This is a genomic window from Leptolyngbya sp. CCNP1308 (genome assembly GCF_034932455.1).
Taxonomy (GTDB): Bacteria; Cyanobacteriota; Cyanobacteriia; order Phormidesmidales; family Phormidesmidaceae; genus Nodosilinea.
This window is the reverse complement of sequence record NZ_JAYGIH010000036.1, coordinates 54390-72984: the sequence shown is the minus strand read 5'-3', so window position 1 is coordinate 72984 and position 18595 is coordinate 54390. Positions and strand designations below refer to the sequence as shown.

Here is an 18595-nt window from a genome sequence, read left to right as displayed (position 1 = left end):
TGGTAGTGCGGGAGGTGAGAGTTACTCATCTCCCGTTTTTTCTTAGGGCTGCAGCGTGGGGATGAGGCTAGCCGTGAGTTCCGTCACGCCACTCACGACTGCGCTGGCCCCGGCCTCGCATAGGGCATCCCGGTAGGCCCGGCGATAGGTCTCTGCTCCGGCCCCTACGTGGGGCGGCAGCACCCCAACCCCCAGCCATCGCCGCTGGGGCTGGGCAGCCCTGGCTTGCACAACGGTTTGCATATCGGCGACGGTGTCTCCGGCGTAGATCACCGGTAGGTCAGTCGGTAGCCCATGCTGCTCAGTCAGGCGAGCCACCACGGCCCACAGGCCGGTGGGGTCGGGCTTGCCGGGGGCATCCTCCATAGCTACGAGCACGGGGTTGTTCAGCCCCAGCCGCCGCTCTAGCACAAAGCGGGCCGACCCCTGGGTGGCTCCGCTAAAAAATCCCCAGGGAATGCGATCGCGCGTCAGTTCACCAAAGTAAGCCGCATCCACCAGCAGTGGCTCTTGGGTAATGTAGCCTGTCCACTGGTTAGGATCGTCCAGGCGAGGCCCCCGGTAGCGGCGCTGAAAGAAGTCCACGATCTGGTCATAGTCGAGGGCGATCGCATCCCGACTCTTCCCCTGGGCTTCAAAATAGCGATACACCAGCTCTTGGGAACCCTCCCAGTCGTTGTTCCACTGGCCCTCACCCTTGAGGCGATCGATATCTTCCGACGTGGGGCGATAGCGGCCCCCGGTAAATTCTTCCACGGTATCGGCCAGGGCGCGGCGGTAAGAATTGCCCACATCCCGCAGTACACCGTCGATATCAAACACCGCGATCGCCCGAGGGGCAGCCAAAGAGGTCATAGAATGCACACCTGGGGTAGAGAGGAGGGAGGCAAGGTGATAGAATTATAGACTGTAGTATTTTTGGAATTGCAGCGGAGGTCTACTTGTCCAGATTTGTCCTAAAAGTACTCTGGCTAGAAGGCGACGTTGCGCTGGCAGTTGATCAGGTGGTAGGCAAGGGCACCAGCCCGCTCACCTCTTATTTCTTCTGGCCCCGTAACGACGCCTGGGAACAAATGAAAACAGAGCTTGAAAGCAAGCCCTGGATCGAAGAGGAAGAGCGGGTTGAAATTCTCAACCAGGCTACCGAGATTATCAACTATTGGCAGGAAGAAGGTAAGGGCAAACCCCTTACCGAAGCTCAAGATCGCTTTCCCGAAATCACCTTTACCGGTAGTTCGTGATTGTTCCAGAGGCTGAACAGGATTTAATGCCTAGCTAAAACATCTGGTTTAGATCTTCCTTCGCTGCTAAGACTCAATCGGGGGCACAGTCCCATTGAAAAGCCCGCCAGTTATTCAACTGGCGGGCTTTTCAATGAACTCATTCACTATTGAGATACTACTTGAGTCCGCCCGCCGCTTGAAGCTTGGCTCTAGCGCGCTTGAGGCTCTGACGGGCCTGAATTGTGGCCGACTTATCTTCGGTGTCAACCTCGCTGAGGTGAGTCTCAGCCTCCTGATAGGCGGCTTGGGCCTTGGCGAGATCGATGGTATCGCCACGCTCAGCCCCATTGACCAGAATAATGACTTCGTTGCTGTCAACTTCGGCAAAGCCACCCATCAGCGCGATGGGCACCCACTCTTTATCAGCTCTTACCCGCATCACGCCTATGTCGAGGGCCGTGAGGAGGGGGGCGTGGCCAGCTAAGATGCCCAACTGGCCAGTGGTGCTGGGCAGAATGATTTCTTCTGCTTCAGAGTCCCAGACGGTTTTGTCTGGGGCAATTACACGAACGGTTAATGCCATAGCAAGAATGCAATAGGGATTATGACAGGATGTTGGGAACCAGGATTATTCCCTGGCCCCCAACAGCAGAAGCTACTTCTCAGCCTTGATCTTTTCGGCGGCTTCGAACACTTCTTCAATGCCACCCTTGAGGTAGAAGCACTGCTCAGGGATATCATCTAGCTCGCCAGAGAGAATCTGGTTAAAGGCTTTGATGTTGTCTTCCAGAGAAACGTACTTACCAGGGGCACCGGTAAACACCTCAGCCACAAAGAAGGGCTGGGAGAGGAAGCGCTCGATCTTGCGGGCGCGGGCCACCACCGTGCGATCGTCCTCAGACAGCTCATCTAGACCCAGAATGGCGATGATGTCCTGAAGCTCTTTGTAGCGCTGGAGGGTAGACTGCACCGCCCGAGCGGTTCTGTAGTGCTCTTCGCCGACAACGCTGGGCTGCAGCATGGTGGAAGCAGAGTCGAGGGGATCCACAGCCGGGTAGATGCCCTTGGAGGCCAGGGCCCGAGACAGCACGGTGGTGGCGTCAAGGTGGGCAAAGGTGGTTGCCGGCGCGGGGTCGGTGAGGTCGTCCGCCGGGACGTACACGGCCTGAATGGAGGTAATAGAGCCCTCTAGGGTAGAGGTAATGCGCTCTTGCAGGTCACCCATATCGGTGCCCAGGGTGGGCTGATAACCCACAGCGGAGGGCATGCGGCCCAGCAGTGCCGATACTTCAGAACCAGCCTGCACAAAGCGGAAGATGTTGTCGATGAACAGCAGCACGTCTTGCTTGTTGACGTCGCGGAAGTACTCGGCCATGGTCAGCGCCGACAGCGCTACGCGCATGCGTGCCCCAGGGGGTTCGTTCATCTGGCCGTAGACTAGGGCGACCTTAGACTTGCCCAGGTCGTCGGCGTTGATCACACCGGACTCGATAAATTCGTTGTAGAGGTCGTTGCCTTCGCGGGTGCGCTCGCCCACGCCGCCAAACACCGACACACCGCCGTGCTCTTTGGCGATGTTGTTGATCAGTTCTTGAATCAGTACGGTTTTGCCCACGCCCGCACCGCCAAACAGACCCACTTTGCCGCCGCGACGGTAGGGAGCCAGCAGGTCAATCACCTTAATGCCGGTCTCAAACACCGAGGGCTGGGTTTCTAGCTCAGTGAATTTAGGCGCTGAGCGGTGGATAGGCGAAGTGGTGTCAACGTTGACCGGCCCTTTTTCGTCTACGGGCTCACCCAGCACGTTGAAAATGCGGCCCAGGGTAGCAGCGCCTACGGGCACGCTAATGGGAAGGCCAGTATCGACAACTTTCATACCCCGCACTAGACCGTCGGTGGTGCTCATCGAAACGGCCCGCACCTGGGAGTCGCCCAGGAGCTGCTGCACTTCGCAGGTAACGGCAACTTCGTTGCCGGCGGGGTTTGTGCCCTGAATTTTGAGAGCGTTGTAGATCTTTGGCATTTCACCAGCCGTAAACTTAATGTCTACGACCGGGCCAATAACTTGAGTAATGTAGCCAACGTTGGTTTGTTCTGCTGTGGTGACCATGCTTGCGCCTATTCCGTATGATCAGCTGTCTTGGGCGCTTTTAATTTACTGTTACATTTTAAAGCGCCATCATTTAGAGTATCACTAGAGCGTTACCGCCTACGACGATCCCATCGACTTTATCCAAACGCCAGGTTGATGGGGGGACGGCACTCTTGGGTTTTGAGGACGACCTAGGGCTTGGCCTTAACCAAATCATCAAGTTGCACCGCTAAAATGCCCTGACAAAACATATTGGGGGTTAAGGAAAGCCATGGCTAAAGCGAAGGTGGCCGACCAGAGCGCTGACTTGAGTGCCCCGCAGTACTACGTCAATCGTGAGGTCAGCTGGCTGGGGTTTAACGAGCGGGTGCTCCACGAAGCCCTTGACCCTCGCACGCCGCTGCTGGAGCGGCTGAAGTTTTTGGCGATCTACAGCGATAATCTGGACGAGTTTTTTATGGTGCGCATCTCTGGTGTGATGGAGCAGGCCGAGGCGGGCGTGCATCCTGAGACACCGGATAAGATGACGCCGGTAAAGCAGCTGGAAATGATGCGATCGCACCTAGTCGAGAAGGTGGCCCTGCAACATGAAACCTTTGAGCGTGATCTGCGCCCAGCCCTGACCAAGCACGGGGTTTACCTGCAAAACTATCGCGACCTCACTAAAGAGCAACTCTTCTTTCTCAAGGTCTATTTTGAGAAGCGCATCTTTCCGGTGCTGACGCCGCTCAGCGTTGATCCGTCGCACCCCTTTCCGCGCATGTCGAACCTGAGTTTAAACCTAGCGGTCAAGGTGGCCGACCCAGACACTGGGGTTGAGCGCTTTGCCCGAGTCAAGGTGCCCAGCAGCCTGCCTCGGTTTGTGGGCATGCCTGAGCAGTTGTGCACCTACAGGGGTAAACCCTGCGTGTGGATTGGGGTGCCCCTAGAACAGGTGATTGCCGAAAATCTAAGCTACCTGTTTCCAGGCATGACGATTGTGAGCTGTCATCTGTTTAGGATTACCCGCGATGCCGACTTTCCGGTGCTGGAAGACGAGGCCGATGATTTGCTGCTGGCTATTGAAAAAGAAATTAACAAGCGGCGTCTAGAGGGGTTTGTCTGCCGGGTCGAGGTCGAAAGCGCCATGCCCCCCGACCTAAAGGAGGGGTTGATGCGAGAGCTTAAGGTAGGCAGCGATCGCATCTATGAAATCGACGGCCTGCTGAATCTGAGAGACCTGTTCTTTTTCCTCTCGCTGCCCCTGCCGGAGATTAAGGATAAACCCTGGACAGCGCTAGTGCCGCCCCGGTTCAAACCGGTAATTGAGCTTGATGATGAGGGCAACAGCAGTTTTTCGGAGCACCCGCCCAATATTTTTGCCCGGCTGCGGGACGGCGATATTTTGGTGCACCACCCCTACGAATCGTTTCGGGCCTCGGTACAGGAGTTTATTACCCAGGCGGCAAACGACCCCAAGGTGCTGGCGATTAAAATTACCCTCTACCGCACCTCCGGTGACTCGCCCATTGTGAAGGCACTGATTGCCGCCGCCGAAAATCGCAAACAGGTGGTGGCCTTAGTCGAACTCAAGGCCCGCTTTGACGAGGCCAACAACATTGAGTGGGCCAAAAAGCTAGAAGACGCTGGGGTTCACGTGGTCTACGGCATTGTGGGGCTCAAAACCCACACCAAAACTACCCTAGTGGTGCGCGAAGAGGGCAATGAAATTCGCCGCTACGTACATATTGGCACCGGCAACTATAACCCTAAAACCTCGAAACTCTATACCGACCTGGGTTTATTTAGCTGCCAGGAGGAGTTGGGGGCTGATCTGAGCGACTTGTTCAACTTTCTCACCGGCTACTCGCGCCAGAAAGCCTACCGCAAACTGCTGGTGGCGCCGCTGACCCTGCGCGATCGCATGGAAGCCCTGATTCGCCGCGAGATCGACCATGCCCAAAATGGTGGCCAGGGCAAAATTGTCGCCAAGATGAACTCCCTGGTCGATGCCCGCATTATTCGACTGCTCTACGAAGCCTCCCAGGCGGGGGTCGAAATTGATCTAATTGTGCGCGGTATCTGCTGTCTGAAGCCCGGCATAGCCGGCGTCAGCGAGACTATTCGCGTAATTAGCGTCATCGGTCAGTTCTTAGAGCACTCCCGCATTTTTTGCTTCCACAACAGCGGCGAGCCCGAGTACTACATCGGCAGCGCCGACTGGATGACCCGCAACCTCGATCGTCGGGTGGAAGCGATCGTGCCCATTGAAGACCCGAAGCTGATCAAAGAGCTGCAAAACATTCTCGATGTTTTGCAGGCCGACAACCGCCAAGCCTGGGAGATGGCCTCTGACGGTACGTTTACCCAGCGCCGCCCGCTCGAAGGCGAAGAGGAGCGCGGCACCCACGCCACGCTCAAGGCCTACGCCCTCAAACGCGACAGCTTACTATAGGCGGGCGGGGTATTGGGGGAGAGAGGCGATCGCCCCAGCCAACCTCCAGGCCGCTGCCCATCAAAAATCCCCTTTGCCTTCTCAATGAAAAGACAAAGGGGATTTTGGTCAGTACGGTTTAGGTTGCTAGGGAAAGGGTTGATCCATCCCTTGGCCAGATCTGTTACCCTCTGGCTCCAGCACCAGCTCGGCGGGGCGCGCTAGGGCTGCTACCACTGCGGCGACGGGGCCGCTGGCGACGCGGGCTGGCCGGAGCAGCAGATCTCACCCTGGTCGTATCCGAGGAGAAAGACGGCTCGTAACCGGCCACGATGTCTTGGGTAATCGACTGCTTGAGCATGCGCTCAATGCTGATCAGCAGAGGCAGCTCATCGTCGCTGATTAGCGACACGGCGCGACCTTCGTTGCCAGCCCGGCCGGTGCGGCCAATGCGGTGCACGTAGTCTTCGGGCACGTTGGGCAGCTCAAAGTTAACCACGTAGGGCAGCTGATCAATGTCGATGCCGCGGGAGGCCACGTCGGTCGCCACCAGCACTCGCACGCGACCCTGTTTAAAATCTTTCAGGGCACGGGCGCGAGCCGCCTGGGTCTTGTTGCCGTGGATAGCGGCGGTTTTAAGGCCGTCTTTGGCCAACTGCTCGGCCAGGCGGTTGGCACCGTGCTTGGTGCGGGTGAACACCAGCACCTGCTGCCAGTTGTGGAAGCCAATAATGTGGGACAGCAATTCCCGCTTGCGGTGGCGATCGACGGGGTGCACTACCTGCTCGACCCGCTCGGCGGTGGTGTTGCGCTGGGCGACCTCAATCTGCACGGGCGACTTCAGCAGGGTGTGGGCCAGCTGCTGAATGGGCTTAGAGAAGGTGGCCGAAAACATCAGGGTCTGGCGCTCGTCGGGCAGACGACCCATGATTTTGCGAATGTCGTGGATGAAGCCCATGTCGAGCATGCGATCGCACTCATCCAGCACCAAAATCTCGACGGCGCTGAGGTCGATGGTGCCCTGGCTGACGTGGTCGAGCAGACGACCCGGGGTGGCGATCAAAATGTCGACCCCCTGGCGCAGCTGACGAATCTGGCCGCCAAAGCTGACGCCGCCGTAGATCATCGCCGCCCGAAAGGGCATGTGCTTGCCATAGGTGATCACGCTCTCGCCCACCTGAGCCGCCAGCTCGCGAGTGGGGGTGAGCACCAGGGCGCGGGGAATACGCTTACCAGTGGTTTTGGTTTCTGCCAACCGCTGTAAGAGCGGCAGGGTGAACCCTGCGGTTTTGCCGGTGCCCGTCTGGGCGCTGGCTAAGATGTCTTGCCCGTCTAAAATCGCGGGGATCGCCTTCAGCTGAATTGGCGTTGGCTCGGTGTAGCCCTGATCGGCAACCGCGCGAAGTAAGCCGGCCGTAAGACCGAGTTGCTCAAATGTCATTTAGTTTTTTGCTCCGAATGGTGCCCCTATCCCAAATCAATTACCTGGGCCCAGTCATAAGAGCAATGATTTTGATCAAAAGAACGGCTGCTAAGCAAATTCTGTTGGCCAGCGCAGACCGGATGGCTGGACGAAGCTATAGTCTAGCAGATAAGTCAAAAAATTGACGCAGAGCCAGAAAATAGCCCTGATAGATCCCCACTGTGGACCTACGCTATTCGCTTAGATGAGCGGTTTCAGCACCTAAGTATTCAGCAGCCTTGCCGCGATGAATGTGACTTCTTGGCTACGTTGCCCTTGACAGTGAAGGCAGCAAATCAGTGGGCTGAACGGTCTACTAGCTGAAGCTAATGCCCCTTAGCAAGTTAACTTAGTTATGGGGTACGGTCGGCTGAAAACTCCTGGGCCACCGTGTTCTACTCATCTTTGTTTGCAAAGCTCTGATGAGGGCTCAGATCTAGCATAACAGCCTGACTTTAGGCTCATTTTGCCTTTAGCAAGAATTATTGACTAAATCTGGTGAAGTATTCCTACTTCGCCCGTCTTGAAATCTCTGTGAAGTGCCTCCGTAGCACTACCGCCTATTAGTATTGTGAATACGCTGGGTATAGGTGTACCTAAATGCCTCGGGAGTATGGCGATCGCCGTTTTCCACTGGGTATTCAACGTTTCAACCGCTGCCTGAATCGTCACCGCAGATGTATGTTGAACCCCTTATCCCCTTAACCAGCTATGCCTAAAACTTTTTTATATGCCAGCGCCTCTTCAGAAGAGGCGGCCACGTCTTCTTCGGCAGGCGATCGCCTCAAAGGGCCGATATCAGACCATCGCGACCAGGTTCGCGTTCTTGTTGTTGGTCGACCCAGGGCTGTCAATCGAGTCATTTTAGAGATGAGCCATTTGGGCTTCTCTGACTCAATCGAGTGGAGCAAACCCATTCCCACCGATCGTCAGCAGGAGTCAATGCGGGTGCTGACCCGCTATGTGTTTGCCGATTCGTAGCGCTTAACTGCCTTGGTTTATTGGGTCTTTGCAAGGAGCCAGCGATCGCCCAATTCAAAGACGTTGGGTTTACGACATCAAAAGAGGGGAACCGTCGATGACGGTTCCCCTCACCTATATAAGCTAGCGACTATTGAGGCTGAGTATCTTGGGCCTCAGGCTGGCTAGGCGCAGCTTCAGGAGCCGTCTCAGGGGCAGCTTCAGGAGCGGTGGCAGGAGCCGCCTCCAGGGGGTTGTTCAGCTCTACATTAATTTCGGGGGGCTCTACGGTACTGGGCGCAGGGACAACTTCTTGAGTGCGCTCAATGGTGCGCTCAATGACAGTTGTCTCATTGGCTGGTTCTGGCGTAGTAGCCTCTGGCGTGGTGGCTTCTGGGGTCGGCGCCACTGTGCCCACACCGTCTGTGCTAGAGACATAGACGATACCGCCCACTACAGCCGCTACCGCTGCCAATACCAGACCCAAAATCAGACCAGTTGAGACGCCGTTGTCGGCCCGCAGCCTGGCGTTTTCCTCGTGCATTCTGGCTTCGGCAGCCCGGCGACGCTCGTACTCTAGCTGCTCTGCCGACTTGCCCCGAATATAACCATCGCGGTAGGCAATTTCGTCGCTGGTTGCGGGCCGAGTATTAATTGAAGTTTCAAAATCCCGGTTGCGGGGGTCAGTATTGCGTGTAGACATACTCTCGTCCTCCTATTAACAGGCAATTGGGCATAAGAAGTTTTTGATCTTCTGTAGACGCCCCTTAAACTTTGCCTAAGGTAGCAATAGGGAAGATAGAGTTGTCTCTACCCAGGTGGGTAGCTAGCAGGATGAGATCAATGTTCCTGTTATCTTTCTTAGGGCAGATCAGGCTTCATCTCAAGGTGTTGTTAACCCTAGCGATCGCCCTTGAGGCTGCCCTGGGAAACGTTGTACAGCTGGTAGCGCTCCTCGATCAGGCGATCGACATCGGCGGCGGCCAGACGTTTGACATAGTTGAGTTTAAATTCTTCTAGAAAATCTACGACTAGAGCTTCTATCTCTTCGACATTCTCGTTTTCTTTGAACTGAACTCTGAAGGTTTCGCCGAGCTTTTGCACGAGAGCCTGGGTCAGATCGCCGCCAGATTTGTTTTCCAAAGTTCCCTTCATGGCATTGTAGAGGTTGGCCGAAAGTTGGGAAACAACTTGTTCGGCCAGCTGATCGGGCAGGTCGCCAATGCCAGGCAGCTGGCGAAACCCCTGGTAGCCAGGGGTGCGATCAAAGGCCTGGGTAACGGTGTGCTTGAGCAGGGCGTCTACTTCGGGCTTGACCTGGGGAAGCACGTTGTAGACCGTGAGCGCGGCCAGCCGCTGGGAAATAACCTCTAGCTCATTTACGCCACCGACATCGATATAGCGCCTTGAGTTGGGCTCTAGGAGCGTCTTGGCCACGCTGCCATCGCGAACCAGCGACTGCATTTGGTCGATAATGCGCAGCACCACAATTTCGGTGATCTCGATGGCAACCTGGCTGATTACAAAGCGGCTGATGCGGCTTTGGATGGGCTCTAAGTTGATTAAGTTTGACTGGTTAACCCGAATGGTGACTGGAATAATGCGCGATAGGGCCAGCCAGGGCAATCGCAGGGCGCTGAATGGAACAATTAGCAGAATGTCATACCAACGCCACAGGATCGCATCGCTCCAGGTGAAGTTTTTGTAGCGGCGATCGAGGTAAATGCTGCGGGCCAACATTTCTAGGCCAAACAGCAAATTAAACCAGATGTCGATGCGCCAAAACAGATCTACAAACCCGCCGTGGACGGCCGTGCGCCGGAAAAAGTTAGTCTCGACTAAGGGCTGTACTTCGCTGCTAAAGAAGGCCATCTCAGTGGAAAAGCCTGCTTCGCTGAGGTGGTCATAGCTCCAAAACTCTGTCAGTGAGTCGGTGGCCGACTCTAGCCCGATGCGATCGCGCATTTTGTTTTTTATCTGCTCTAAATTGCCCGAGCGATTGGCCAGCTGAAACGGGTTTTCAGCCACCATAGCGGCACTTTGCTGCTGGAGATCGACCAAAATCGACTGGGCCGCAGTAGAGATTAGCCCCGTTTCTGCAACCTGCTCTTCAAGCTGCTCTACGGTCTCTAGATAGTTGGTCGTAAAGCGATGGGGCTCAATACCTTTAAACGTTTCGCCATACCAGGTCGTCAAACCGGGCAGCAATCTCAGGTACATGTCGCGCAGGGGAATGTAGCTCAGATCGCCAATCACCAACGCTAGATTGATCAGCGCCACCATCGCCATGATGCGCTCAAACCAGCGAGCCCTGAGGCGACGGGCATCGTACTTAGAAAATTCGCGGCGGTTCGACGATCGACGGGGGCGAGAAAGGGCGGCCATGGCACCAGGCTTACGAGCGTTTATCTGCCACAATGCCTGGTATTCGCCCGTTTGTCACCCTCATAAGGTTGGTCGTCTGCAGATTCGCTACCATTTTAATTAACACTTGTTTACAAAGTCCCTTGCTCCCCCCCTATGACTGCCACTGCCTCCCAACTCGTCAATAGCTCCCAGGGCACCTACTGGACTTGGCGCGACCAGGCCATTCACTACGTAGTAGCTGGCGAAGCCTCTCCAAAGGAGAATCGCCCTCCCCTGCTGCTGGTTCACGGCTTTGGTGCATCCACCGACCACTGGCGCAAAAATATCCAGGGCCTACAGGCTGACTTTCAGGTGTGGGCGATTGATCTGCTGGGGTTTGGACGATCGGCCAAGCCCGACTGGCAGTACAGCGGCGATCTCTGGGAAGCGCAACTCCACGAATTCATCGTCGAGATGATCGGTCGCCCGGCGGTGCTGGCGGGCAACTCCCTCGGCGGCTATGCCTCGCTGTGCGTAGCGGCCAACCATCCCGAAGCTGTGGCTGGGCTAGTGCTGCTCAACAGTGCTGGGCCATTTTCTAGCCCCGCTCAAACGCCACCACCGCCCCCGAATCCGATCGCAAAGGCAATCCAGTCACTCATGCTTCAGCCGCTGCCCAGCTGGCTGCTGTTTCAGTACGTGCGCCAGCCCGCCACCATTCGCCGCACCCTTCAGCAGGTGTATCTGGATAAAACCGCCATTACCGACCAGCTGGTGGAAGACATTCGCCGCCCCGCCCTCGACCCTGGTGCTCCCAGGGTGTTTGCCTCGGTGTTCAAATCTCGCCAGGGCGAAAAGGTCGATGAGCTACTGCAAAAGCTCAGATGCCCTCTGCTCATGCTCTGGGGTGAGGGTGACCCCTGGATGAATTGCCGCGAGAAGGGGGCACAGTTCCGTCAGTATTACCCCACGCTGACGGAGCACTACCTCCAGGCGGGCCACTGCCCCCATGACGAAGTGCCCGATCAGGTGAACGGGCTGCTGCGGGAGTGGGTGTTGGAGATCGTCCATCAGGATGATGGGTTATGAATCGCAGGTGAGAAGGATTGGCGCTACCCCAGGGATGTGGTGGGGGTTTTCCACTCATTGAGCAGAGTGAGGATGTAGTGGTGCAGATGGGGTTGTCCCTGAGCCTGGGCACAGTCTGCAGCCTGCTGCAAATCGGCGAGGCTGCCGGTGCGATCGCCCAGCGATTGGCGCATCACCCCCCGCTTCAGGTAGGTGCGAGCATGGTCGGGTTCCAGCGTCAGCACTCGATTTAGGTCGGCCAGCGCAGCATCAATGTGGCCCAACTGGTGACAGGCGCAGCCGTGGTTAAACAGGGCACGGGTGTCTTCGCCGTTGATGGCGAGAGCCCGCTCAAAGTCGTATAGGGCTGCCTGGGGCTGGGCGGCCATGAGTTTAGCGAGGCCGCGATCGTCATAAATCTCGACCAAGGGATTTGGATCGGCGGTGAGATCGGCGGCTCGGTCAAAGTCTGCGATCGCCGCCCCAAAATCGTGCAGAGCCACCCGCACCAGTCCCCGGTTGTAAAAGGCCCGATAGTCCTCTGGATGAGCCGCCAAGACCCGGCTGTTGTCCATCAGCGCCTCGGCGTAGCGACCACTGCGGTAGAGGGCCACCCCCCGGCTGAGGCGATAGTCTACGGCATCAGGCCTTCGATCGAGGGCTTTGGTGCAGAGGGCGATCGCCGTTGGGTAATGCTCTAGCTGCACTTCTAGGAAGCAGCGATCGCCGGGCGCTGGGTCAGCCCTTGCCCAACCCCCTGGCCCGCCCAGCCCCAGCAACAGCCCTAAACCCAGGGCCAGCAGCAGTCGATAAAAGCCCATAACCATCATCCCTGTGATAATAAAACCCCTCCATCCAAAGCGGCGAAAGCCACAGCGGCGAGGGGTGGAACTGGAGATAGTGAACTGACCTACCAACCTTGCTCAGCCTGGCTGAGTACGTAGGATGCCACGTCGACAATATCCTCATCGCTGAGGCGGCCCTCAAAGGCGGGCATGGCATTTTTGCCGTTGGTCACCTGAGCCACGAGCGCGTCCACAGAAGCCATATCGTACTTTTCGAGATCTGCCTGCTTCAGGGTTTTAGCCCCGTTAACCACATTGTTGCCGCCGATGTGGCAGGCCGCGCAGTTATTGCCAAACACCTGACCACCGTGCCCCAAGTCAGCAGCTTGGGCCACCGGAGCGATCCACAGGGCGAGGGCTGCGATCGCAGCCGCTAAACCAAACGCGAACTTTTTCATAGATTGTCAACCGCCAAAACATCCTCTCCTGAGGCATTGTCTGGCAACAGGCCATTGACATCAAAAGACAGCCCGTCAACTATTACAGAATGCAAACCCACTGCCCGAGCGACCCCATCCCCTAAACTAAGGCTTATCCCACCCCCCACTCTCCACCCATGTCCCCCCTCCCCCGCCACCGACCCCACCAACTCTCCCTCGGGCCTCTAGAGGCCGAGATTCTCGCCATTATCTGGGCCAAAGGCGGGGCCACCGTCAAGGCGATTCACGACCATATCCTGGCTGATCCCGATCGCGAGCTGACCCAGGCTTCGGTCACGACGGTGCTTCAGCGGCTAGCCAAAAAAGGCTGGCTCAAACGCGAGGCTACCCCAGCGGGGAAGACCCGCCAGGTTTATCAGTGGCAGCCGACGGTTTCTCAGCGGGAGGCCAACCTGCTGACGGCTCACCAGCAGCTTCAGAGTTTTTTGGCGGTGGGCAGCCCCGACATTGTGGCCGCCTTTGCCGACAGCCTAGATGGGGCTGATTTGGATAAATTGGATGCGATCGCCGCCCGCCTGCGAGCCCTGCGCCACACCCAGGACAGCCAATCCGAGGAGAAAGACGCGTAATGCACAGCAGCCTGATAGTGTTCACAATTTTGGTCGCAGTGGTTTGGCGGTGGCGATGGCAACGGCCCGATGGCCCCTGGCAAACCCGCTGGGAGTCGGCCCTGAGCGCCTTTTGCTTACCGCCGCTGATGGTAGTTCTGGCCGCTGGGGCCGTTCTAGCCATGGGGCACCACGGCACTATGCTGGGCTGGTCAGTGAGCCCAGTTGGATGTTGGATCAGCCTAGGGGTAACGGCCCTGGTTGGCGGAGTTTTTGCCTCTGCTCTGGGGCAGGCGGTTCGCACCCAGTGGCGGCTGCGGCAATATCCGGTTGTCCCCCTGCCCGAGGGCGGGCGGGCTCAGTGTTTGCCCATTGATTTACCCATGGCCGCCCAGGTGGGGCTGTGGCGATCGGCCCTGCTAGTCAGTCGGGGCTGGCTAGAGCAGCTGCCCCCTGCCGAGCAGCAGGCCATGCTGGCCCACGAACAGGCCCACGCTGACCATCACGACCCGTTCTGGTTCTTCTGGCTGGGTGTCGTGCGGCGCTTTACCAGCTGGCTACCCAATACCGCATCGCTGTGGGAAGAGCTGCTGCTGCTGCGAGAGATGCGGGCTGACCACCAAGCCGCTAACACCAGCGATCCACTCCTGCTGGCAGAACTTTTGGTAAAGCTGGCCCGCCAGATGGCCCTGGATTCCATTCCTCCAACCTTGGAGGCCGAAATCGCTTCCTGTGTGGGTTTCAACGACGCTCTGTCGCTCACTCGCCTAGAGCAGCGGGTTAACGCTTTGGTAGAACCAGACACTAGGGCCGATCCCTCTACCCCACACCACGGGCGGCTGGCCTGGCTATTTGTTGCGGCGCTGCCGTTGGTGGCCCCTTGGCTGCACACGTGAGCGATCGCCCCTAGGGAGCAAGCTGGGTTTGTAGGGCTGGCAGGTCATCTTTGACAAAAACGGCCATGCGGCCCAGGTAGGCAGTACCGGCGCGATCGTAAGCAATCTCTTGCCAGTAGGCAAATCGCTCTCCTTCGCGCACTTCTCCCCTCAGCACCAGGTTGGGGTTGTCCGTCGGAGTTGGTCTCATCCCTCGGGCCGGGTAGCGCAGCAGCACCGTTGCCTGGCGATAGTCGTTAAAAATTTCTTGCCCGTAGATGGCCCGCAGCGACTCATCGAGCCGTTCTACGGTGATCGGGTTGGCATGGTCGGACAGGCTAAAGCGCTCGGAACGAATCTGGCGAGGGTTTTGATCGGGCGCTACGCCACTGATGGGAAACACCGACGCCTGGAAGGTGAACCGTTGCCCAGGGGCCACCAGGCGATTGATCGCCAGGCGCTCATTAGGGCCAGGCTTGAGGGTTGGGTTGTTGCGAATCCACGACTCAGTTAGGTTCACCGTTTGCCCTGGCAGTGGCCAGCCGGGGTGGGCGGTCATAGCAAGGGCGGCAAGGGTCAGAGCCCCACTCCTAAGGGCGATGGTCAGAGGCCCGCTCTTTGGAGCGATCGCACCCCAAAAACCACATTTGCGCCACGTTGTCATCTGCTCTACCTCCCAAGGAACCCGTGCCCGATAATAACAACTCTGCGATAGAACGAATCAACAGAAATGCCCCGGCGGAGAAGATTCCACCAGGGCATTTCGCTAACGCTAGGAGCTTAGTATTCGGGAACTGAGGCGTCTACCTCTTGGCTCCAGGCGGTGATGCCGCCTTTGACATTGGTGCCCTCAATGCCGTGCTGCTTGAGAATGCCCAGGGCTTTGGCCGATCGCCCGCCCAGCTTACAGTGCACGATCAGGCGGTGGCCGTTGAGCAGGCTCTTGACCTTGTCAACGCCATCGCCATTCTCGATGTCTGGCAGAGGCACCAGCACCGAGCCGGGGATGCGGGCAATTTCGTACTCGTTGGGGTTGCGCACGTCGAGCAACAGCACGTCATCGGCACCACTGTCGAGCACCTGTTTAAGTTCGGTGACGGTCATTTCGGAGATGTCAGCCAATTCCTTCTCTGCCTCCATACGCGCCTGGGGAATGCCGCAGAACTCTTCGTAGTCGATTAGCTTTTCAATTACTGGGCGCACCGGGTTGGGGCGCAGCTTGAGTTCCCTAAAGGTCATCTCCAGGGCATTGTAGAGCAGCAGGCGACCGCTGAGGGTATTGCCTGTACCCAAAATCACCTTGATGGTCTCGTTGGCCTGAATGACGCCAATGATACCCGGCAGCACCCCCAGCACGCCACCCTCAGCACAGGAGGGCACTAGCCCCGGCGGCGGCGGCTCGGGATAGAGGTCGCGATAGTTGGGGCCATCCTGGTAGTTGAAGACCGTGGCCTGCCCTTCAAAGCGGAAGATCGAGCCGTAGACGTTGGGCTTGCCCAGCAGCACGCAGGCGTCGTTGACCAGGTAGCGGGTGGGGAAGTTGTCGGTGCCGTCAACCACTACGTCGTAGGGTTCGAAAATGCCTAGGGCGTTCTCGGCGCTGAGGCGGGTCTCGTAGAGGTCAACCTGGCAATGGGGGTTGATTTCAAGAATGCGGCTTTTGGCCGACTCGATCTTGGGTTTACCCACCCACGACTCGCTGTGGATCACCTGGCGGTGGAGGTTTGACTGATCGACCGTGTCAAAGTCAACGATGCCGATGCGGCCAATGCCAGCGGCGGCCAGATACAGCAGCAGCGGTGAACCCAGACCGCCAGTGCCCACGCAGAGCACGCTAGCGGCCTTGAGCTTCTTCTGCCCGTCGAGACCTACTTCCGGCAAAATAATGTGGCGGGAGTAGCGCTCGTACTCCTCTTTGGTGAGCTGAATATCGTCCAGGTTTGGGTTGAGCATGGCCTCGGCAGAGAAACTGTGGCGGTAAAAACAAAAAACGGTCTGGGGCACGACCGTTTTTTACATCATTTCAGCTTAGGACAAGAATGGGGCTTTGTTGGCAGATGATCCAATCATTTTCACAGGCTCGGGCTCGAACTGGTTTTGCTCATTGAGCCGCCAGCTTTTGAGGTCGGCGACTTCGCCCTTGACCACAGATACAATCACGTAGGAATAGACGGGCCAGGCGAGGGTGCGATCGCACTCCGACGGCACCGCTGCATGGTCAGGGTGCGAGTGAAACACGCCAATAATCTCCAGCCTGCGCTCCCGTGCCGAACGCTGCACCGCCAGCATATCGGCGGGGTCGATCCAGTAGCGATCGCGATTGCTGTGCTCCCCCACAGCCTGATCCTGTCCTAGGGCGTCTTGACTATCGGTGTACTCCAACAGCGAGGGTTCCCAGGCGTTGTTTAGGGCAACAACCTCCACAACGGTGCGATCGTCGCTGTCTGGCGCGGGCTCCCGCCGTCCGACGAGCAGCCCGCAGCACTCGTTGGGGTAGGCGGCGATCGCCGCCTCAACCAGGGCACGGTAACCGTCAGAACCGAGCCCCAGACCGTGACTGTTGCCCGCCAAGGAAACCCCAACGCTTGCCGCCAAGAAATTATTCCTCAATCACGGGACTGGCCGGGCTATCCAAGTTGCTCACCGATCGCTCTAGCCGAGCCAGGGCGCGGTTGTATTCGAGCACAGCGGTCACCAGGTTGCCCTGGGCTTCGGTTAGATCCCGAATGGCGTTGATCACCTCTAGCTGGGTACCCACCCCGGCATTAAAGCGTAGGTTAGCCAACTCCAGCGCCTCCTCAGCCTGGTTGACGGCCACTGAGGCTGTGTCGATATTGGACTGGTTAGACACCAGGGTGTAGTAGGCCTCTTCAACCTGAACGCGAATGTCGTTGCGAGCGCTCTCGAATTCCGACTCATCGGTTTCAATGTCGATTTCACTCTGGGCGGCGAGCGCTCGGGCGGCCCCACCGTCGAACAGCCGCCAGTTGAGCTGTGCCCCCACCGAAAACCCGTCATCAATGCTCGACGAGGCCCCCGACGACGACGTCAGCAAGCTCTGCGCCCCGTACTGGGCAAACACCCCCAGGTTGGGGCGCACCGCCGCCAGGCTGGCCTGGCGCTGGGCATCGTTGAGCTCTCGCTCGACTAAGAACTGCTCTAGCTCGGCCCGGTTCTGGAAGGCGAGCACAATACTTTCCTCCAGCGAGAGCGGCCAGGCCCCGGCGATGTTGACGGCTAAGGTCGTCAGATCGATCGAGGGCTGAATGTTGAGCCGCCGGGCTAGCTGGCGCTGGGAAATCTGTCGCTGGCTGGTGGCCTGGGTCAGAGTTTGGCGCGCGTTGGCCACCTGCACCTCGGCTTGCAGCACGTCAAAGCGGGTGCCGACGCCGACCTCTTCTCGCAGCTGGGTATCGCGCAGGTTGCGCTCGGCGGCGTCTAAAAAGGCCTGGTTGATGCGAATTTGCTCAATGGCCTCCTGCACCGCGTAGTAGTCGGTGGTGGTATTCAGCCGCAGTTCTTCACGGGTTTGCTCCACCCGCAGTTCCGAAACTCGCACCTGACGCTCGGCCGCCCGAATCCGGGCCGATCGCTCCCCCGAAAGACCCAGGTCATAGTCGGTGCGCAGGGTAGCGCCTGCGGTGGTGCTGGTCGAGTCGAACGTTCCCCCTCCCCCAGACGAAGATTGATTGCTGGTTTGCACATCGGCACCCAGATCTACAGTGGGCAGTTGGGTAGCCTGCTGAGCCCGCAGCCCCGCCTGGCTGCGCTCTAGCTGAAGCTGGGCCGCGCGCAGAGTCTCGCTGTTGCGGTATGCCAGATCGAGGGCCGTTTCGAGCGACAGCGGCTGGGTACCCAAAATTTCTACCTCCTCAGGTCGAGTGGGCACCAGCAGGGGGTTTGGGTTTGGGGTCAGGTAATCGGGCGGCGTGACAAAGCCCTGGTCGGTGGGGCGATCGGACTGGGGTATCAGGGGACCAGTCCCCGGTGAAGACGACGTGGTTTCGCCCGCGCCCAGAGGCCGAGCCTCTTCGCCAGGTTCTAGACCTGGCTCAGTTGTCTCAACAGCAGGTGAAGCCTCCGGTAAGACGGCAGGATCTGATGGTTCCAGCGCTTCAGTCTCGGCTTGGCTAACACTAACTTCACCAGCACTGGCTAAAGAACGAGGGGCGGGGGCAGCCAACCCCGCAGCAGCCCAGCTAGATAGAGTAATGCCTAAGCTTAGCGTTAGGAGATAGCGGCAATAGGAGTAAAGCATAGGCACCATGGACTATCAGTAACGAGGGTAAGTCACTAACGGGAAAATGAAAATTTCAGCCACAG

The 18595-nt window shown here is 57.9% G+C and carries 18 protein-coding genes; 6 read left to right on the top strand and 12 right to left on the bottom strand.

Annotation, left to right across the window (positions count from 1 at the left end; translation table 11 throughout):
• Positions 1–42: 42 nt before the first annotated feature.
• The gene (locus VB780_RS10185) at positions 43–855 is read right to left on the bottom strand and encodes a TIGR01548 family HAD-type hydrolase (protein ID WP_323351034.1); all 813 of its coding nucleotides are present in this window, start codon (positions 853–855) and stop codon (positions 43–45) included.
• Positions 856–941: 86 nt separating this feature from the next.
• Here VB780_RS10185 and VB780_RS10180 point away from each other — a divergent pair, with 86 nt between their 5' ends.
• Entirely contained in the window at positions 942–1241 is a 300-nt protein-coding gene (locus VB780_RS10180; RefSeq protein ID WP_073610291.1) for a 30S ribosomal protein PSRP-3, read from the top strand.
• Positions 1242–1398: 157 nt separating this feature from the next.
• On the opposite strand, the gene atpC is transcribed toward VB780_RS10180, so the two are convergent.
• Positions 1399–1806 carry an ATP synthase F1 subunit epsilon gene (gene atpC, locus VB780_RS10175; RefSeq protein WP_323351033.1) on the bottom strand — a complete coding sequence of 136 codons (408 nt, stop codon included), beginning with the start codon at positions 1804–1806 and terminating at the stop codon, positions 1399–1401.
• A 72-nt stretch (positions 1807–1878) separates the two neighbouring features.
• On the bottom strand, positions 1879–3333 hold the full coding sequence (atpD, locus tag VB780_RS10170; protein WP_073610293.1) for a F0F1 ATP synthase subunit beta: 1455 nt from the start codon (positions 3331–3333) through the stop codon (positions 1879–1881).
• A 253-nt stretch (positions 3334–3586) separates the two neighbouring features.
• Between atpD and ppk1 the strand changes: the two genes are divergently transcribed.
• The gene (ppk1, locus tag VB780_RS10165; protein ID WP_323351032.1) at positions 3587–5749 is read left to right on the top strand and encodes a polyphosphate kinase 1; all 2163 of its coding nucleotides are present in this window, start codon (positions 3587–3589) and stop codon (positions 5747–5749) included.
• Between the two features lie 163 nt (positions 5750–5912).
• Here ppk1 and VB780_RS10160 read toward each other — a convergent pair whose 3' ends face one another.
• Positions 5913–7169 carry a DEAD/DEAH box helicase gene (locus tag VB780_RS10160; protein ID WP_323351031.1) on the bottom strand — a complete coding sequence of 419 codons (1257 nt, stop codon included), beginning with the start codon at positions 7167–7169 and terminating at the stop codon, positions 5913–5915.
• Between the two features lie 732 nt (positions 7170–7901).
• Between VB780_RS10160 and VB780_RS10155 the strand changes: the two genes are divergently transcribed.
• A complete protein-coding gene (locus tag VB780_RS10155) occupies positions 7902–8171 on the top strand; it encodes a hypothetical protein (protein WP_323351030.1) in 270 nt (89 codons plus the stop codon).
• Between the two features lie 130 nt (positions 8172–8301).
• Here the strand turns inward: VB780_RS10155 and VB780_RS10150 are convergent, their stop codons facing one another.
• Positions 8302–8853 (bottom strand): hypothetical protein, encoded by a 552-nt coding sequence (locus VB780_RS10150; RefSeq protein WP_323351029.1) that lies wholly within the window; start codon positions 8851–8853, stop codon positions 8302–8304.
• A gap of 197 nt (positions 8854–9050) precedes the next feature.
• Complete coding sequence (locus VB780_RS10145) at positions 9051–10535, bottom strand: hypothetical protein (RefSeq protein WP_323351028.1); 1485 nt, start codon at positions 10533–10535, stop codon at positions 9051–9053.
• A gap of 135 nt (positions 10536–10670) precedes the next feature.
• Between VB780_RS10145 and VB780_RS10140 the strand changes: the two genes are divergently transcribed.
• Entirely contained in the window at positions 10671–11585 is a 915-nt protein-coding gene (locus tag VB780_RS10140) for an alpha/beta fold hydrolase (RefSeq protein WP_323351027.1), read from the top strand.
• A 23-nt stretch (positions 11586–11608) separates the two neighbouring features.
• Here the strand turns inward: VB780_RS10140 and VB780_RS10135 are convergent, their stop codons facing one another.
• Entirely contained in the window at positions 11609–12385 is a 777-nt protein-coding gene (locus tag VB780_RS10135) for a tetratricopeptide repeat protein (RefSeq protein WP_323351026.1), read from the bottom strand.
• An 89-nt stretch (positions 12386–12474) separates the two neighbouring features.
• On the bottom strand, positions 12475–12807 hold the full coding sequence (petJ, locus tag VB780_RS10130; protein ID WP_323351025.1) for a cytochrome c6 PetJ: 333 nt from the start codon (positions 12805–12807) through the stop codon (positions 12475–12477).
• 158 nt (positions 12808–12965) lie between these two features.
• On the opposite strand from petJ, the gene VB780_RS10125 reads away from it, so the two are divergent.
• Positions 12966–13418, top strand: a complete 453-nt coding sequence (locus VB780_RS10125; protein ID WP_323351024.1) for a BlaI/MecI/CopY family transcriptional regulator — start codon at positions 12966–12968, stop codon at positions 13416–13418.
• A complete protein-coding gene (locus VB780_RS10120) occupies positions 13418–14293 on the top strand; it encodes a M56 family metallopeptidase (RefSeq protein WP_323351023.1) in 876 nt (291 codons plus the stop codon). Before VB780_RS10125 ends, VB780_RS10120 begins: the two co-directional genes overlap by 1 nt.
• 10 nt (positions 14294–14303) lie before the next feature.
• Here the strand turns inward: VB780_RS10120 and VB780_RS10115 are convergent, their stop codons facing one another.
• The 4 genes from VB780_RS10115 to VB780_RS10100 all read right to left on the bottom strand — a co-directional run bounded on the left by VB780_RS10115 (position 14304) and on the right by VB780_RS10100 (position 18530).
• A complete protein-coding gene (locus VB780_RS10115) occupies positions 14304–14936 on the bottom strand; it encodes a hypothetical protein (protein WP_323351022.1) in 633 nt (210 codons plus the stop codon).
• A gap of 116 nt (positions 14937–15052) precedes the next feature.
• A complete protein-coding gene (moeB, locus tag VB780_RS10110; protein WP_323351213.1) occupies positions 15053–16225 on the bottom strand; it encodes a molybdopterin-synthase adenylyltransferase MoeB in 1173 nt (390 codons plus the stop codon).
• A 75-nt stretch (positions 16226–16300) separates the two neighbouring features.
• The gene (locus VB780_RS10105; RefSeq protein ID WP_323351021.1) at positions 16301–16867 is read right to left on the bottom strand and encodes a M67 family metallopeptidase; all 567 of its coding nucleotides are present in this window, start codon (positions 16865–16867) and stop codon (positions 16301–16303) included.
• A 4-nt stretch (positions 16868–16871) separates the two neighbouring features.
• Positions 16872–18530: a TolC family protein gene (locus VB780_RS10100; RefSeq protein WP_323351020.1), complete on the bottom strand. Its 1659-nt coding sequence runs from the start codon at positions 18528–18530 to the stop codon at positions 16872–16874.
• Between the last annotated feature and the right edge of the window lie 65 nt (positions 18531–18595).

Coding starts and splice junctions, on each gene's coding strand:
- VB780_RS10185 (WP_323351034.1), bottom strand. CDS start 855: ATGACCTCTTTGGCTGCCCCTCGGGCGATCGCGGTGTTTGATATCGAC.
- atpC (WP_323351033.1), bottom strand. CDS start 1,806: ATGGCATTAACCGTTCGTGTAATTGCCCCAGACAAAACCGTCTGGGAC.
- atpD (WP_073610293.1), bottom strand. CDS start 3,333: ATGGTCACCACAGCAGAACAAACCAACGTTGGCTACATTACTCAAGTT.
- ppk1 (WP_323351032.1), top strand. CDS start 3,587: ATGGCTAAAGCGAAGGTGGCCGACCAGAGCGCTGACTTGAGTGCCCCG.
- VB780_RS10160 (WP_323351031.1), bottom strand. CDS start 7,169: ATGACATTTGAGCAACTCGGTCTTACGGCCGGCTTACTTCGCGCGGTT.
- VB780_RS10155 (WP_323351030.1), top strand. CDS start 7,902: ATGCCTAAAACTTTTTTATATGCCAGCGCCTCTTCAGAAGAGGCGGCC.
- VB780_RS10150 (WP_323351029.1), bottom strand. CDS start 8,853: ATGTCTACACGCAATACTGACCCCCGCAACCGGGATTTTGAAACTTCA.
- VB780_RS10145 (WP_323351028.1), bottom strand. CDS start 10,535: ATGGCCGCCCTTTCTCGCCCCCGTCGATCGTCGAACCGCCGCGAATTT.
- VB780_RS10140 (WP_323351027.1), top strand. CDS start 10,671: ATGACTGCCACTGCCTCCCAACTCGTCAATAGCTCCCAGGGCACCTAC.
- VB780_RS10135 (WP_323351026.1), bottom strand. CDS start 12,385: ATGGGCTTTTATCGACTGCTGCTGGCCCTGGGTTTAGGGCTGTTGCTG.
- petJ (WP_323351025.1), bottom strand. CDS start 12,807: ATGAAAAAGTTCGCGTTTGGTTTAGCGGCTGCGATCGCAGCCCTCGCC.
- VB780_RS10125 (WP_323351024.1), top strand. CDS start 12,966: ATGTCCCCCCTCCCCCGCCACCGACCCCACCAACTCTCCCTCGGGCCT.
- VB780_RS10120 (WP_323351023.1), top strand. CDS start 13,418: ATGCACAGCAGCCTGATAGTGTTCACAATTTTGGTCGCAGTGGTTTGG.
- VB780_RS10115 (WP_323351022.1), bottom strand. CDS start 14,936: ATGACAACGTGGCGCAAATGTGGTTTTTGGGGTGCGATCGCTCCAAAG.
- moeB (WP_323351213.1), bottom strand. CDS start 16,225: ATGCTCAACCCAAACCTGGACGATATTCAGCTCACCAAAGAGGAGTAC.
- VB780_RS10100 (WP_323351020.1), bottom strand. CDS start 18,530: ATGCTTTACTCCTATTGCCGCTATCTCCTAACGCTAAGCTTAGGCATT.